Source organism: Arthrobacter sedimenti, assembly GCF_042652025.1.
Taxonomy (GTDB): domain Bacteria; phylum Actinomycetota; class Actinomycetes; order Actinomycetales; family Micrococcaceae; genus Arthrobacter; species Arthrobacter sedimenti.
This window is the reverse complement of the sequence record NZ_JBHSDQ010000002.1, coordinates 295,134-310,268: the sequence shown is the minus strand read 5'-3', so window position 1 is coordinate 310,268 and position 15,135 is coordinate 295,134. Positions and strand designations below refer to the sequence as shown.

The window sequence follows — 15,135 nt, the reverse complement described above, 5'->3', positions numbered from 1 at the left end:
GGCCGGTCCGGCTGCGAAAGGAGTGAAATTACCCGCTGGCCTTCCCCGACCCCGGCTAATAGTTTTCCACTGTAACCGTAGCGTTATAAAGCGGCCAACATTTTTGCATACCAGGTATGCGGCAGGAAGGGGATAACGGCGCGCCCGTCAGGTCCAGGATCCGTATGCCCGTACGGTATTTTCGCTGATTGCGGTACAGAGGCCGGCCAGATCGGAGCCTGTCAATTCTGCCATGGCACGCACCGTATACGGCACCATATAACTGGCGTTCGGCCGCCCCCTGTGCGGGTGCGGGGTCAGGAACGGGGCGTCGGTTTCCACCATGATGAGCTGCCGGTCCGCCACGGCGAGCGCGGCACGGAGGTTGGCTGCGTTCTTAAACGTCAGCGTGCCGGCAAAGGACATCCACCACCCTTGGTTATTGCAGGTCCTGGCCAGTTCCTCATCGCCTGAGAAGCAGTGGAACACCACCCGTTCCGGCGCTCCCTCTTCCTGCAGCACCCGCACCACGTCGCTGTGCGCATCCCGGTCGTGGATCTGGAGGGTGAGGTCCAGCCGCTTGGCGATGTCGATGTGGCGGCGGAACGAGTATTCCTGGTGCCGAAGCCCCTCCCCTTCCGTGCGGTAGAAGTCCAGTCCCGTTTCGCCAATGGCACGGATCCGCGGGTGCGCGGCCAGGCGTTCAATCTCGGCGAGTGCGTCCTCCAGCCCTCCGTCGGCGGCATATTGCGGAGCGTCGTTGGGGTGCAGGGCCACAGCCCCGAGGAGCCGGGTGTCCTGGTCCACCGCTTCCACGGTGAACCGCGAAGACTCCAGGTCGCAGCCCACCTGCACGGCGCCCTGGACGCCCACGGCCGCGGCCGCATCGAGGGCAGCCTTGATCCCCACGGGCGCCTTTCCTTCCGGAAAGTCCAGGTGGGTGTGGTTGTCCATGACCGGCACGGGCAGGGGCTCCGGCGCCGGTGGGAAATCCTTGCGGCGTCCGGCTCCCGGCTCCGTGCTTCCATCCACGGCAGGCATCCGGTAGGCGGCAGGAATCGACGAATTGCACATCCACCCAGCCTAGCCGCGGCGGGCGCCCCCATATTTGCCGGAACTCTCTGTCAGCCGCGGCAGTTGTGTTAGTAGTCTGGAACGAACACACGCGCACGCCCACCGAGGGGCGAAGGCAGGCTTGCTGTCCCGTCCAGGTGAATCCCGGGCTGAAAGGTTGCCGATGGAACCGCACCGACGCACTGCCAACAATGCAAGCGCATCGAACCTCAACCTGGCCGACGTGCCTGATTCCGTCAGCCACCTGAACGGGCACCGGCCGCCGGCCATGGATTCCGCATCCTTCCACGACGCGGCGCAGCGCATCCTCACAACCGTCAACACCGTCATTGACGGTAAGTCCGAGGCCGCCAAGCTGGCGCTTACCGTGCTCCTGGCGCAGGGGCACCTGCTGGTGGAGGACGTGCCCGGCGTCGGCAAAACGCTGCTGGCAAAGACCCTCGCCCGGACCATCGACTGCACCGTCAGCCGCATTCAGTTCACGCCCGACCTGCTGCCCTCGGACGTCACCGGGGTGTCCATCTACAACCAGGCCTCGAGGCTCTTTGAGTTCCGGCCGGGCGCGGTGTTCGCAAACATTGTCATTGGCGACGAAATCAACCGCGCCTCCGCCAAAACACAGTCCGCCCTCCTGGAATGCATGGAGGAGCACCAGGTCACGGTGGACGGCAACACGTACAAGCTCGATGAGCCGTTCATGGTGGTTGCCACCCAGAACCCCATCGAAATGGAGGGGACGTATCCCCTGCCGGAAGCCCAGCGGGACCGGTTCATGGCCCGCATTTCCATGGGGTACCCGGACAAGGACGCCGAGATCGAAATGCTGGAAACCCACCAGGCGGTCTCGCCGCTGGCCCACGTCTCCCCCGTGGTCACCGCCTCCGATGTTGCGGCCATGACCGCCACCGTCCAGCAGGTCTACGTCTCCGAACCGGTAAAGGAATACACGGTGTCATTGGGCAGGGCCACCAGGGAAAGCCCGCTGCTGCGGCTGGGCGCCAGCCCCCGTTCCCTGCTGCAGCTGCTACGTGCCGCCAAGGCCACGGCCGCGCTGGACGGCCGCGACTTCGTTCTGCCGGACGACGTGGGGGACGTGGCCGAAGCTGTCTTGGCACACCGCATCATCCTGGACCGGAAGGCCGCCGGCGCCGGCGAGACGCCGCACAGTGTCCTGCGTGGCATCCTTTCCCGGCTGCCCGTTCCGCAGGCCCAGCCCGGCCAACCGGGCCGGGTTGCTGCCGCCGGCAGCAGGAACCGCTAGGACACCAGCATGGCCCTGCTGGAAAAGCTTCCGCGGCACCTGTTCACCAGGCGCGGCTGGGGCATGCTCGCAGCCGGCGCCTTCACGCTGGCCGCGGCACAGGTCATGGGGCGCCGCGACCTTCTGACGCTGGCGTTGCTCCTGCTGGTTCTTCCACTGATCTGCCTTGCCGGCGTCCGGCTGGTCAAACCCCGGTTCCGGGTCTACCGCGAGTTCAATCCCTCCCCAGTGGAAACCTCGGCCCCGGCAGTGGTCCACCTTGCCGTCGCCCGGTCGGGCCCGGGCAGCGGCAGGGTGGCCATGGAGGAGCGGCTGCCGGCACAGTTTGGCCACGCACCGGCTTTCCGGTTCCCGTCCCGTTCCGCCACCGGCGGCACCAGCCGCTACGAGTACCACCTCACTTCACGGCACCGCGGCCAGTGCCGGATCGGGCCGGTCACCGCCGAGTTCACCGACCCCTTCGGGCTCGCGCTGCACCGCCAGGCCATTGACGACGGCGACATCCTCACCGTGACGCCTGCCGCCGTCGTCCTTCCTTCCACCCTGCTCGCCGGGGCGCGCGGCAACGATGGCGTCACAGCCACCCGCGTCCGGGCAAACCCCAGCGATGACGATGTCATGACCCGTGAATACCGGCACGGGGACCCGATGCGGAGGGTCCACTGGGCCGCTACCGCCAGGCACGGGGCCCTGATGGTCCGGCAGGAGGAATCCGTCACTACGCCGGAGGCCACTGTCATCCTTGACCACCGTTCCGGCGCGTTCGCCGGCGGCACCGGAACGGCAATGCCCGGCCTACCCGGCCAGGACGGGCATGCCCTGGCCACCAGCGGGACCTTCGAGTGGGCCGTTGTTGCCGCCATGTCCATCAGTGCGCACCTTGCAGAGCGGAACTACAGCCTGCGGCTGCTGGACACCGGGGGAAACCCGGCATTCCTCCACTCGCCGTCTTCCCCTGAACCGGGAGCGGAAGAATTCAGCGGGACCTCCGGCCTGCAGTCCATTGCCGAAAGCCTGGCCGCAATCCACCTGTCCGGAACAGTCCACCTGCGGCGGGACGGTACGCTTCGGGACATTGCCGGCAGGAACGCGGAGCCGGGCGTGGCGCCGCCAGCCATCCGGACAGCGGCAGGCAATGAGCAGGAACCGGCGGCATTCGATGACCACCTGATGGACAGGCTCTCCGCGCACCGGATGCGGGGACCCCTGATCGCGGTGCTGGGACGCATCACCGCCCAGGAGGCCGCCGCTCTGGCCCCTGCTGCTGCGTACGCCACCAACGCGATCGCCTTGGTGGCGGTGGAACGGCCAGCGGAATACCAGGAAGTCCTCGAAGCGCTGCGGCAGGGTGGATGGCGGGCAATGGCCGTGGGGCCAAAGGCACAGCTCGCTGCTGTGTGGAACCAGTTCGACCAGGACCCCGCCCTGCCGACGCCTCCGGCACCCGAGGCAGGGCGCGGAGCGGGGGTGGCCAAATGACCATGGCACCGGCGCGGGCAACAGGCACCGGGCACCAAGCGCAGCCACAGCCCGAACCAACCACTGGCCGGACACGGCCAGGCCTCTATCCCTGGGCCATGGCGGCAGCCATCGCAGTGGCAGTCTGCGGCGCTGCCCTGTCCCTGAACGGCGTGCTCCGCGGCTGGAACTGGTTCTGGCCGGCGATGACCACCGTGCTGGCGGTGGCATTCACCCAGGCCGCGCTGCGATCCCTCCGTGCCCAGCCACTGCTGGTCACGGCGGGTGGATTCGTGGCACTGGCCGCCGTCCTGACGCTGACGTTCTTCCGCAGCTCCAGTTTCCTCTGGGTGGTCCCCACCGGCGCCACCCTTCCCGAACTGGACCGGCTGGTCCGGCGGGCCAGCGAGACGGTGCTGTCCGAAACCGCACCGGTGGCGCCCAATGCCGGGATCGTGATGGTGGTTTGTGCCGTGCTGGGCCTGGCAGCCATCCTGGTCGACGCACTCGCCGTTCCCCTGGGGATGCCGGCGGTCTCCGGAACGGGGTTGCTGGCCTTGCTGGTGGTGCCGGCCATGATCAAACCCCAAAGCGTAGGAGTCTGGAGTTTTATCGCCACGGCAACGGGATACCTGCTCATCCTCGGCTGCAGCCAGTGGTTCGCCCCGGACGGCAGGTTGCAGGGCGGTTCCGCGCGCAGCCCCGGCCTGGTGCGTCGTGCCGCACTGACCGGCGCCGCGGCCCTGGCGGCCGCACTGGTGCTGCCCCTGGGCATTCCCGGCTTCGACAGCGGCACCTTCCCGCAGGGTTCGAGGCTCAATCCCTGGGGTTCTGCCACCGGCCTCAACCCGATGATCACGCTGGGCAACAGCCTTCGCGCCCCCGACGGCAGCGGCAGGATCACCTATGCCACGACCTCGTCCACTCCCCTGTACCTGAGGTCCGTCACAGTGGACACTTTCGACGGCGATTCGTGGGGACCGGACGACCGCACCGCATCCCGGGTGCCCCTTGATGGCAGGATCGATCCCGGCTACGCGGTCCTGGCCGACGAGCAGGTGCGGCTGGTCACTGCCATCGACGCCGGATCCTTCACCAGCCCCTATTTGCCGGTCCCCTACGCCCCGGAAACCGTCCGCGGCCTGGGGGGCCAGTGGACCTGGGATCCCGCTACCCTGAGCATCAAGGGCACCGACACCACAACCCGGCGGCAGGAATACCTGGTGACCTCGGCGGTGCCCAAGCTCTCGTCGGCACTCCTGGCCCAGTCCACCGGGCCCGCACGGGGCATCCCGGATATCTTCACCAGGATTCCAGGCAATGTCCCTGACATCGTCAAGACCACGGCGCAGACGGTTGCCGGAGCGGCAGCTACGCCTTTCCAGAAGGCCATGGCCATCCAGAAGTACCTCCGCTCGTCCGAGTTCACCTACTCGCTGCAGTCTCCGGTGCAGGGCGGGTACGACGGCAACGGTCTCTCAGTCCTGGCGGACTTCCTGCAGCAAAAGAGCGGCTACTGCATCCACTACGCCTCGGCGATGGCAGTGATGGCCAGGCTGGAAGGAATTCCCAGCAGGATCGCGGTGGGGTATGCCCCCGGAAGGCTGACGGGGGCCACGGTAACAGTGGCCGGGCAGGGCGCCCTCCCGGAGTACGAGGCAGACGCCCGGGACGCCCATGCGTGGCCGGAACTGTACTTCCAGGGCCTGGGATGGGTGCCCTTCGAACCGACGCCCTCCCGGGGCGTGGTCCCGGATTACGCCACTGAGGCATCAGTGCCATCGGCCCCGGACTCCCTGGGCAACAACGACGGGCTCGTCCCCGATACCGCCCCGGCGCCCACCCCGACACCGAGCACCACGGCCCAGGCCGTTCCCGGCACCGGGAGCAGCAGCACCGGCGGTGGCCCCGAACTGATGCCCTGGCTCATTGGGGCCGCCGGCGTTGCGGCCCTGGTGCTCCTGGCGGCCACTCCCCACCTGGTCCGTGCGGGCACCCGATCGCGCAGGCTACGGCCAAAGCGCCCCGAACAGGCTGTGCCGCTGGCGTGGAATGAGATCAGGGACCTTGGCACCGATTACGGCCTGCCCGCCGCCGCCAGCGAAACGCCCCGGGCCTATTCGGCCCGCTTCAGGGAAACGCTGCTGGGCGAGCCGGGCGGCATGGACCAGGACGCGCACGACGCGGTTGCGTCACTGACCTCGGCGTTCGAGCACCACCGCTACGGCCGGCCCGATGATGGCGGTACCCAAAGCGCCGGCAGCGCCCAAGGGGGCAGCCTTCGCACCAACACTGCAGGTGCGGACATCGCCGCCGGAGTGACAGCTGTGGAAGCCTCACTGCGGGCCAATGCCACGATGCCCAGGCGCCTTGCCGCGGCGTGGCTTCCCCCGTCGGTCACCCGTCGGCTGGGCCTGCTGCTCCGGAAGCCGTTCCGTGCGGCCGGCAGGGCCATACGGACTGCGCGGCACCCGGTGGTGCGTTTCCGGTCCGGGAGCGGCACTTCAGCCATGAGGGTTGCCGCCGGAAGGCCGGACACGCACGACGGCGGCCGCGGGGCAGGCGGGCGCTGACGCCAAAGTGCCGCCCGGGAAAACTCCCGGGCGGCACTTTGCGGTTAGCCTGCGGTTGCGCGCTGGCCGGATGCTAGCTCGCGTAGGGGTCGGCGATGCCGATGTACTGGGTGTAGAGGTATTCCTCGATGCCTTCCAGGCCGCCTTCGCGCCCCAGGCCCGACTGCTTGACGCCGCCGAAGGGCGCGGCCGCGTTGGAGATGACACCGGCATTCAGGCCGAGCATGCCCGTTTCGAGTTTTTCACCCATCCGGATGCCGCGGTTGATGTCCTTGGTGAACACGTAGGCCACCAGGCCGTATTCGGTGTTGTTGGCCAGCCGCACGGCCTCGTCCTCGCTGCTGAAGGTGATGATCGGGGCAACGGGCCCGAAGATTTCCTCCGAAAGGATGCGGGTCCCCTCGGCGACGCCGGACAGGATGGTGGGCTGGTAGAAGTAGCCCGGCCCCTCCACCGGCGCACCGCCCAGGACTGCCTTGGCGCCGGAGGCGAGGGCATCGGAGACGAGTTCGTGGACCTTGTCACGGCTCTTGCCGTCGATCAGCGGGCCCACCTTGGATTCGGGTTCGGTTCCACGGGCGGTGGTCATTTCCTTCATCTTCGCGGCGAACTTCTCCGCGAATTCGCCGGCCACCGACTCGTGGACAATAAAGCGGTTTGCTGCCGTGCAGGCTTCTCCCATGTTCCGCAGCTTGGCTGCCATGGCCCCGGTCACGGCGGCATCCAGGTCGGCGTCTTCGAACACCAGGAACGGGGCGTTGCCGCCGAGCTCCATGGAAGTCCGCAGGACGTTTTCCGAGGCATCGGCCAGCAGCCGGCGTCCCACTTCGGTGGAGCCGGTGAAGGACAGCTTGCGCAGGCGGGAGTCCTTGATCAGGGGCCCGGTGGTGGCTCCCGCCGTGGAGGTGGGGATGACGTTGAGGACACCGGCGGGCAGGCCGGCTTCCTGCATGACGGCGGCGAACAGCTGGGACGTCAGGGGCGTCAGGTTTGCGGACTTCAACACCATGGTGCAGCCTGCGGCGACGGCCGGCGCGATCTTGCGGGTGGCCATGGCCAGCGGGAAGTTCCAGGGGGTGATCAGCAGGCAGGGGCCCACCGGCTTTTTGGTGACCAGGAGGCGGGACTTGCCGTCGGGTGAGACGGAGTAGCGGCCGAAGGCCCGGACTGCTTCTTCGGAGAACCAGCGCAGGAACTCAGCGCCGTAGGTCACTTCGCCGCGGGCTTCGGCCAGCGGCTTGCCCATTTCCAGGGTCATCAGGAGGGCGAAGTCTTCTGCCCGTTCGGTCACCATGTCGAAGGCACGGCGGAGGATTTCGCCGCGTTCCCGGGGCGGCACCTTTGCCCAGGATTCCTGGGCAGCGGCGGCGGCGTCGAGGGCGGCTGCGCCGTCCTCAGGGCCGGCGTCGGCAATGCTCAGCAGCACCTTTCCGGTGGCGGGATCCTCGACGTCGAACGTCTTGCCCGAGGCGGCGTCGCGCCACTCACCGTTGATGAGCAGCCCGGTGGGAACGGAGGCCAAAAGCCGGGTTTCGCGCTCGGCGGTAACGGCCGGCTGTGCAGTGACAGTCACGATGACTCCCTCGTCAGTAGGGTTGTGGCAGCCCGCCGCCGCGGTTCGGAGTGACCGGGATCATGGGGCTGATTAACTGCCAGACTACTGCGGGGCACCGCCATGGTCTACGCCGTTGCGCACTGCAGAATCGCAGCTTTGCTGTGCAGCTGCACAGGAACGGCAGGTGGCGACGAAGGACCTACCGGGCAGCGAGCACAGCCGAATAAAGTTCCCGTTTGCTCACGCGCGCGTCATCGGCGACGGCGGCTACGGCCTCCTTCAGCCGGATGCCCTGGTTCACCAGTTCGTTGACTGCCGCCACGTGGTCCTCCGGGGTGCCGGCTGCCTGTTCGGGCGCGCCGCCGAGCACCACGGCGATCTCGCCGCGCACCTCATTCTCCTCAGCCCAGGTGAGGAGTTCGCCCACAGTGCCGCGGATGACTTCCTCGTACGTCTTGGTCAGCTCCCGGCAGACGGCGATGGGACGGTCCGGGCCGAACCGCTCACGCAGGGCCCGCAGCATGGCTTCCAGGCGGTGCGGAGCTTCAAAGAAGACCATGGTTCGCCGCTCCCCCGCGAGGTCGGCGAGGCGGGACGCCCTTTCCCCGGCTTTGCGGGGAAGGAACCCTTCAAAACAGAACCGGTCCGTCGGCAGGCCGGACAGGGCAAGTGCGGTGAGCACGGCTGAGGGGCCCGGGACGGCGGTGACGGTAAGCCCCGCCGCAACGGCGCCCTCCACCAGCCGGAAACCGGGGTCCGAAACCGCGGGCATCCCGGCGTCGGTCACCATGAGGAGCGTGCTGCCGGCACGCACCTGGTCAAGGAGTTCGGCGGTCCGGGTGGCCTCATTGTGCTCGTGGTAGCTGATGACGCGGCCGGCCACGGTAACCCCCAGGCTCTGGACCAGGCGGTGGAGCCGGCGGGTGTCCTCGGCGGCGACGATGTCTGCCGTGCCCAGCAGTTCCACGAGCCGGGCGGAAGCATCGCCGGTGTTCCCGATCGGTGTGGCGGCAAGGACGATCCGCCCCGCCGTCGAAGGGGCTGGCTCGGGAAGGGGGCTGGGGTTCGGGTCCACCCACCAAGCCTACTGCTGCGGGGTCTTCCAGCCGCAAAAGGTAGCATGGGGCTCGTGACGCAGACCTCGACGCCGCCCGCCGGGGCCTGGAAACGCAGCCCGGCGGCATCCCCTTCAGCAGCAGGCGCCACAGCGGTGGAGCCCCGCGGGAAGGCTGCCCGGTCCTGGATCAGCCGGCCGGATGAGGCGTTCACCGTCGAGGCGCTGCGGGCAAGGCTGATCGGTGCCGGCACGACGTGGCGGGATTACCCGCCGTCGCTGCGGCTGTGGTTCGTCCTGGTTCCGGTCCTGACGGCTGTCATCGGCGGCCTCCTCCGGTTCATCCGCCTGGAAGTGCCGCACAAGCTGGTGTTCGACGAGACGTACTACGTCAAGGATGCGTACTCCTACCTCATCAGCGGCTATGAACGCAGCTGGCCGGACAAAGCGAACGATTCCTTCAACACCGGCAATCCGGACGTCCTGCTGAACACCCCCGAGTATGTGGTTCATCCGCCGGTAGGCAAATGGATGATCGCGGCGGGCATGTGGCTGTTCGGGCCGGAGAACCCGTTCGGCTGGCGCTTCGCCGCAGCCCTCACCGGCACCCTCACCGTACTGCTGGTCTCCCTGATCGCACTGAAACTGTTCCGCTCGCTTCCGCTGGCCGGCGCCGCCGGGCTGCTCCTCGCCGTCGACGGCCATCATCTGGTGATGTCCCGGACCTCGCTGCTGGACATCTTCCTCACGTTCTGGATCCTTGCCGCCTTCGGCGCCCTGCTGATGGACCGCGACGACGGACGCCGCCGTCTGGCCGCACGGCTGGCCCGTTCCGCTGCCGCCAACGGCGGGCAGCCCTCGGCAGGTGCGCTGCTGTCCGGGCCGTGGCTGGGCGTGCGCTGGTGGCGGGTCGCCGCGGGCGTCTGCATGGGCCTGGCCGTGGGAACCAAATGGTCCGGCCTCTTCTTCCTCGCCGGATTCGGCATCCTCACCGTGTTGTGGGACCTCAACGGGCGCCGGGTGGCGGGCATTCGCGGTTGGATCAGCGGCGGCGTGATCCGGGACGGAATCCCGGCGTTCCTTGGCATGGTCCCCGTGGCGGGAATCGTCTATTCGGCCACCTGGACGGGGTGGTTCCTTTCGGACAACGCCTATTTCCGCCATTGGGCGGAAAGCAACCCGTCGGCCGAATGGGGATGGCTTCCCGACTCCGTCCGCTCCCTGGTCCACTACCATTTGGAAGCGTACAAGTTCCACCAGGGCCTCAGCGCCGAGCACCCGTACCAGGCCAGCGCCTGGAGCTGGCTGGTGATGGGGCGGCCCACGTCGTTCTTCTATGAATCCCCACCGCAGGGCACTCCCGGCTGTGACGTGGAGAAGTGCACGTCAGCCATCCTGTCCGTCGGAAATCCCCTGATCTGGTGGTCGGCGGCCATCTCGCTGGTGGTCCTGCTCTTCTGGTGGGCCGGACGCCGGGACTGGCGTGCGGGTGCCGTTTTGGCGGGCGTCGCTGCAGGCTACCTTCCATGGTTCATGTACCCGGAGCGGACCATGTTCTACTTCTACGCGGTGTCTTTCGAGCCGTTCCTGGTCCTGGCCCTGGTGTACTGCCTCGGCTTGGTCCTGGGCAGGGCCTCGGACCCGCCCTGGCGCCGCCGCTCCGGCCTGTACCTGGTGGTCCTGTTCCTTGTGGCAGCACTCCTGTTGTCGGCGTTTTTCTACCCGATCTGGACTGCCGAAGTGATCCCCTACGTCGACTGGAAGGTCCGGATGTGGATGCCGTCCTGGATCTAGGGCAGGATGTCAAAGGAGACCTGAAGGAGCCGCTGCCGCGGCGTGGCAGCGGAAACGGAGACCTGCTGTGAGAGAAGCAAGCACGGAACTGCTGGTTGAGATGGACGCCAACAGCAACGTGACCGACCTGCTGCTGGAGCAGCACGCCGCCAACCCCACCCGCGCCCTGTACCGGCGGAAGGGTCCCAACGGCTGGGTAGATGTTCCCGTACAGAAATTCCTCCAGGACGTCAGCGCCCTGGCCAAGGGACTCATCGCCGGCGGCCTGGAACCCGGCGACACCGTGGCCGTGATGTCCCGCACCTCCTATGAGTGGACCCTGGTCGACTTTGCCATCTGGTTCGCCGGCGGTGTGACCGTACCGATCTACGAAACGTCCTCCGCGAGCCAGGTGGAATGGATCATCCGGGACGCCGGGGTCCGGCGGGTCTTCGCCGGCGACCGTGCCATGGTGCAGCTGGTCATCGGTGTGGTGGCCGGCTCCGCCGAGCTCAGCGACCGCCTGGTCAACGTGGTGCGGATGGATTACGACGGCGAGGCCCCGGACCTTGCCAGCCTCACCGCTGCAGGCACCGGAGTCACCGACGCTGAACTGGAGCGGCAGCGCAGCCGTGCAGGCCTGGCCGACCTCGCCTCGCTGGTGTACACGTCCGGCACCACGGGCAAACCCAAAGGGTGCGAGATCACGCATGCGAACTTCGCCCTGGTGGCCAAGAACATCGTTGCGTTCCTGCCGGAGATCCTGCAGAGGGACATGGCGCGCACTTTGATGTTCCTGCCGCTGGCGCATGTCCTGGCCCGGGCGGTCCAGGTGGTCTGCGTCTCTTCAGGCGCAGCGGTGGGTCACAGCCCGGGGGCGGCGCAGCTCCTCGAAGACCTTGGCACCTTCCGGCCAACGTTCCTGCTGGTGGTGCCGCGCATCTTCGAAAAGGTTCGGGCAACGGCGGCGCACAAGGCGGCGGTGGCAGGCAAGGGACGGCTGTTCGATGCCGCATCCGCTGCCGCCATCGCGTACTCGCGCGAGCAGGACCGGCAAAGCCGTGGAGAGGGCCCGGGCCCCGGGCTGCTGAGCCGGGCCCGGCACGCTATGTATGACCGGTGGGTCTACCCGAGGCTGCGCCAAGCGTTCGGGGGCGAGGTGGAGTACACCGTCTCCGGCGCCAGCCCCCTTGCTTCCGAAGACGCACACTTCTTCCGGGGCATGGGAATTCCCGTCCTCGAAGGCTACGGGCTCACCGAGACCACCGCGCCGTGCACCGTTAACACACCCTCCCGCTCCAGGGTGGGAACGGTGGGTATCCCCATTCCCGGCACCACCATCCGCGTGGCCGAAGACGGCGAAATCCTGGTCAAGGGAATCGGTGTCTTCAGGGGCTACCACGCCAACCCGGCGGCGGACGCCGAAGCGTTCGTGGACGGCTTCTTCCGCACCGGCGACCTTGGCGAGCTGGACAAGGACGGCTTCCTCACGGTCACAGGCCGGAAAAAGGACCTCCTGGTCACGGCCGGCGGCAAGAACGTGGCCCCCGGGCCGCTGGAAGAGATGATCCGGACCCACCAACTCGTGGCCCATGCCGTAGTGGTGGGCGATGGCAAGCCCTTCGTGTCGGCCCTCCTGACCCTGGATCCGGAAGGCGTTGCCGACTGGCGCGCCGAGCGGGGCCTGCCCCCGCTCCCGCTCAGTGAAGCCGCCACCGACCCCCAAGTCCTGGCTGCCCTTCAGGAAGCCGTGGACCTGGCCAACAAGATGGTGTCGAAGGCGGAGTCGGTGCGCACGTTCCGGCTACTGGATGCGGCGTTCAGCGTGGAGTCCGGGCACCTGACGCCATCGCTGAAACTGAAGCGGTCCGCCGTCGTCAAGGAGTTCCAGGCGGAGATCGCCAAAATCTACGGCTGAGCCGCTTTTTCCTGTTCCGGCGTTTCCTGGTCCGCTTCTTCCCGCCCGGCCTTGGCTGGCTCTTCCCTGCGTACAACACCACGACGGCGGCGGGTGGGCCAGGTGAGCACCAGCGTCACGATGGATGCGACGAGCACCATAGCCGCGATGGCGATGCCGGCGTCCATCCAGAACTGGCTGGGGAACAGCCGGATGAGCGTGTCGTCCAGGCTGAAGGTCCAGGACCCGTCGGCGAAGAAGATCCGGTGGAACTCCGTGAAGAACTGCTGCCAGCCCAGGGCCGCCAGTGTACCGAGGCCCAGGATCAGGACCAGCGTGATGATGGAGCCGGCGAAGAGTCCGCGCCTGATCCCGCCGGTGCTGCGTTTGCGCAGGTACAGGATGGCGATCAGGGCAAGGAGGAGCAGCGCAACGCCGGCGCCGAAGGTGGACAGGATGACCACCTTGACGTCTGCCATGTGGCTGACTTCCCCGTCCTTGAAGAGCTTTTCGCCGCCGCGGTTCACCAGGTCGCCCAGGTACCGCGGACCCGCCCAGTTGCTGAGGTAGTCCACGGCGTAGGAGCCATACGTCATCCGGTCATCGGTGTTGAAGCCGTAGCCGTCGCCCGGGAAACCGGGCCGGTTGTATTCCACCCAGAGGAAGAGGGGGCTGGTGACGGCCCTGACGGCCAGGATCAGGAGGATGAACGGATAGATGACGGCGAGCAGGACCTGCATGACACGCGGCGCCACCGGCTTTGCGTTCGCGGCGCTTTCACGCTGGGCGTTGCGGCGCTCCACTTCCTCTTCCGGGGGACGCACGTGCAGTGCTGACGTGGGGAGGGGCTCCTTGAAGACGGGAGAATCGCTGTCGTCACGCTCATCCGGGGAGGACCCGGGTGTGGATGAGCCGGCTGTCGACGCTCCGGCTGCCGGACGCCCCGCAGCGGGACGTGCGGACGCAGCAGCCCCAAGGGCAGAAGATCCGACGGCGGCTTCCGCAGCCTTGCGGTCGGCCCTGGTTTCGGGCTGGGCGGCATTGCGGGTGTCCCTGCGTGCCTCCCGGTCGGAGTCACCGCCGTCCACTCCCCTGCCTGGACCATCCCCGCTGGGTATGGTCCGGTCAGACATGCCGCCGGCAGTCCTGCCGCCAGGGGTTTTGTCCGCACTGGTTTTATATGCATTGGGCTTGTCTGCATCCGACTGGTCTGCATTGGGCTTGTCCCCGTCGGACGTGTCTGCGTCCGTGGGCGCCAGCCAGGAGAACGCGGGCTCGTCGGAATCCCCGGACGTGTCCAGGAGAGGCTCCGGCTGCGGCGCAGCGCTTTTGGCGCGGGCCGGTGTTTCGTCATTCACAGCAGCGTCACTTCCGTTGGGTTCCGCACCGGTCCCAGTTCGCCGGCGCGATTCATTCTGCAGACGAGCCTACCGTCCGGAACTTCCGCTGGGCGAGGAACCACCCCGGCAGGATTACAACGATTCAGGCAGCGATTTCCGTGTAGCCGGCATCTTCCCGGCGGATGTCCCCGCGCTCCCCCGCCAGGAACGCCCGCCTGCCCCACACCAGGACATAGACCCAGTACGCAGTCAGGACCGCCGCGCCAATGCCGATCCTGGCCCACACGGGCAGCGGACTGGGGGTGACGAACCCTTCAACCAGCCCCGAGACGAAAAGAACGAGGACCAGTCCCAGGGCCACCGTGACCAGTGAGCGGCCTTCCTCGGCCACGGCCCGGCCCCGGGGGCGGGGACCGGGTGACACCATGGCCCAAAAGATCCGCAGGCCCGCGGCGCAGGCAATAAAGACTGCGGTGAGCTCCATCAGTCCGTGGGGCAGGATGTAGCTGTAAAACACATCGGACTTGCCGGCCGACGCGAAGATCCCGGCCGCGACGCCCACCCCCTGGGCATTGCTGAACAGGATCATCGGCACCCACACGCCGGTAATGCCCAGTGCCACGGCCTGCGCACAGATCCACGCGTTGTTTGTCCACACGGCACCGGCGAAGGACGCTGCCGGGTTTTCCGAGTAGTAGTTGATGAAGTCCTGGTTCACATACTGGGCGGCGGCGGTCTCCGACGCCACGGCCCGGAGGGCTTCGGGGGATGTGCCAATCCAGGTGGCGTAGCCGGCCGCGATGAGGAGGAATGCTGCTCCGCAGGCCAGGGTGAGCGCGGTCAACCGGTACAGCGCGGCCGGAAGCGCCACCACGAAGAACCGTGCCAGGTCAGCCATCACGTTGGACCGGGCACCGGTAAAGCGCGTCCTGGCCAGGGCCAGCGTGGCGGAGAGGGATGCGGAGAGCCCGCTTTCCGGGGCCACCGAACGGACCAGCGACAGGTGCCCCGACGTGGACTGGTAAAGCGCCAGCAGTTCGTCGGCTTCGGCGCCGGTCAGCCTGCCTTTGCCGGCAAGCTCCTGCAGCCGCGCCCATTTGTCCGCATTGACGGCGGCGAAGGCATCCATGTCCACGGCTACAGCCTAGCGCCCGGCATTAGACTTTGAGCG

At 67.6% G+C, this 15,135-nt stretch carries 10 protein-coding genes; 5 read left to right on the top strand and 5 right to left on the bottom strand.

The window, feature by feature from the left end; translation table 11 throughout:
• Positions 1–147 precede the first annotated feature (147 nt).
• Positions 148–1,053 (bottom strand): TatD family hydrolase, encoded by a 906-nt coding sequence (locus tag ACFO0G_RS06750; RefSeq protein WP_286402874.1) that lies wholly within the window; start codon positions 1,051–1,053, stop codon positions 148–150.
• Positions 1,054–1,216: 163 nt separating this feature from the next.
• Between ACFO0G_RS06750 and ACFO0G_RS06745 the strand changes: the two genes are divergently transcribed.
• Genes ACFO0G_RS06745 through ACFO0G_RS06735 form a run of 3 tightly spaced genes read left to right on the top strand, consistent with a single transcriptional unit; the run spans position 1,217 to position 6,345 of the window.
• Complete coding sequence (locus tag ACFO0G_RS06745) at positions 1,217–2,314, top strand: AAA family ATPase (protein ID WP_376976861.1); 1,098 nt, start codon at positions 1,217–1,219, stop codon at positions 2,312–2,314.
• A 9-nt stretch (positions 2,315–2,323) separates the two neighbouring features.
• Positions 2,324–3,793: a DUF58 domain-containing protein gene (locus ACFO0G_RS06740; RefSeq protein WP_376976860.1), complete on the top strand. Its 1,470-nt coding sequence runs from the start codon at positions 2,324–2,326 to the stop codon at positions 3,791–3,793.
• Entirely contained in the window at positions 3,790–6,345 is a 2,556-nt protein-coding gene (locus tag ACFO0G_RS06735) for a transglutaminase TgpA family protein (RefSeq protein WP_376976859.1), read from the top strand. Before ACFO0G_RS06740 ends, ACFO0G_RS06735 begins: the two co-directional genes overlap by 4 nt.
• 73 nt (positions 6,346–6,418) lie before the next feature.
• Here the strand turns inward: ACFO0G_RS06735 and ACFO0G_RS06730 are convergent, their stop codons facing one another.
• Positions 6,419–7,918: an NAD-dependent succinate-semialdehyde dehydrogenase gene (locus tag ACFO0G_RS06730; RefSeq protein ID WP_376976858.1), complete on the bottom strand. Its 1,500-nt coding sequence runs from the start codon at positions 7,916–7,918 to the stop codon at positions 6,419–6,421.
• Positions 7,919–8,099: 181 nt separating this feature from the next.
• Positions 8,100–8,975 carry a 16S rRNA (cytidine(1402)-2'-O)-methyltransferase gene (gene rsmI, locus ACFO0G_RS06725; protein ID WP_286402867.1) on the bottom strand — a complete coding sequence of 292 codons (876 nt, stop codon included), beginning with the start codon at positions 8,973–8,975 and terminating at the stop codon, positions 8,100–8,102.
• 45 nt (positions 8,976–9,020) lie between these two features.
• Between rsmI and ACFO0G_RS06720 the strand changes: the two genes are divergently transcribed.
• Positions 9,021–10,748 carry a dolichyl-phosphate-mannose--protein mannosyltransferase gene (locus ACFO0G_RS06720; RefSeq protein WP_376976857.1) on the top strand — a complete coding sequence of 576 codons (1,728 nt, stop codon included), beginning with the start codon at positions 9,021–9,023 and terminating at the stop codon, positions 10,746–10,748.
• Between the two features lie 67 nt (positions 10,749–10,815).
• Positions 10,816–12,645, top strand: coding sequence for an AMP-dependent synthetase/ligase (locus ACFO0G_RS06715; RefSeq protein WP_376976856.1), 1,830 nt, complete (start codon positions 10,816–10,818; stop codon positions 12,643–12,645).
• Here the strand turns inward: ACFO0G_RS06715 and ACFO0G_RS06710 are convergent.
• Positions 12,636–13,982, bottom strand: coding sequence for a TIGR01906 family membrane protein (locus ACFO0G_RS06710; protein WP_376976855.1), 1,347 nt, complete (start codon positions 13,980–13,982; stop codon positions 12,636–12,638). The two genes, ACFO0G_RS06715 and ACFO0G_RS06710, sit on opposite strands and share 10 nt — an antisense overlap.
• A 124-nt stretch (positions 13,983–14,106) precedes the next feature.
• Positions 14,107–15,099, bottom strand: coding sequence for a stage II sporulation protein M (locus ACFO0G_RS06705; protein WP_376976854.1), 993 nt, complete (start codon positions 15,097–15,099; stop codon positions 14,107–14,109).
• Between the last annotated feature and the right edge of the window lie 36 nt (positions 15,100–15,135).

What these genes read in the sequence shown, in the direction of transcription:
- ACFO0G_RS06740 (WP_376976860.1), top strand. Translation starts at nt 2,324, where the DNA reads ATGGCCCTGCTGGAAAAGCTTCCGCGGCACCTGTTCACCAGGCGCGGC.
- ACFO0G_RS06735 (WP_376976859.1), top strand. Translation starts at nt 3,790, where the DNA reads ATGACCATGGCACCGGCGCGGGCAACAGGCACCGGGCACCAAGCGCAG.
- ACFO0G_RS06750 (WP_286402874.1), bottom strand. Translation starts at nt 1,053, where the DNA reads ATGTGCAATTCGTCGATTCCTGCCGCCTACCGGATGCCTGCCGTGGAT.
- ACFO0G_RS06720 (WP_376976857.1), top strand. Translation starts at nt 9,021, where the DNA reads ATGGGGCTCGTGACGCAGACCTCGACGCCGCCCGCCGGGGCCTGGAAA.
- ACFO0G_RS06745 (WP_376976861.1), top strand. Translation starts at nt 1,217, where the DNA reads ATGGAACCGCACCGACGCACTGCCAACAATGCAAGCGCATCGAACCTC.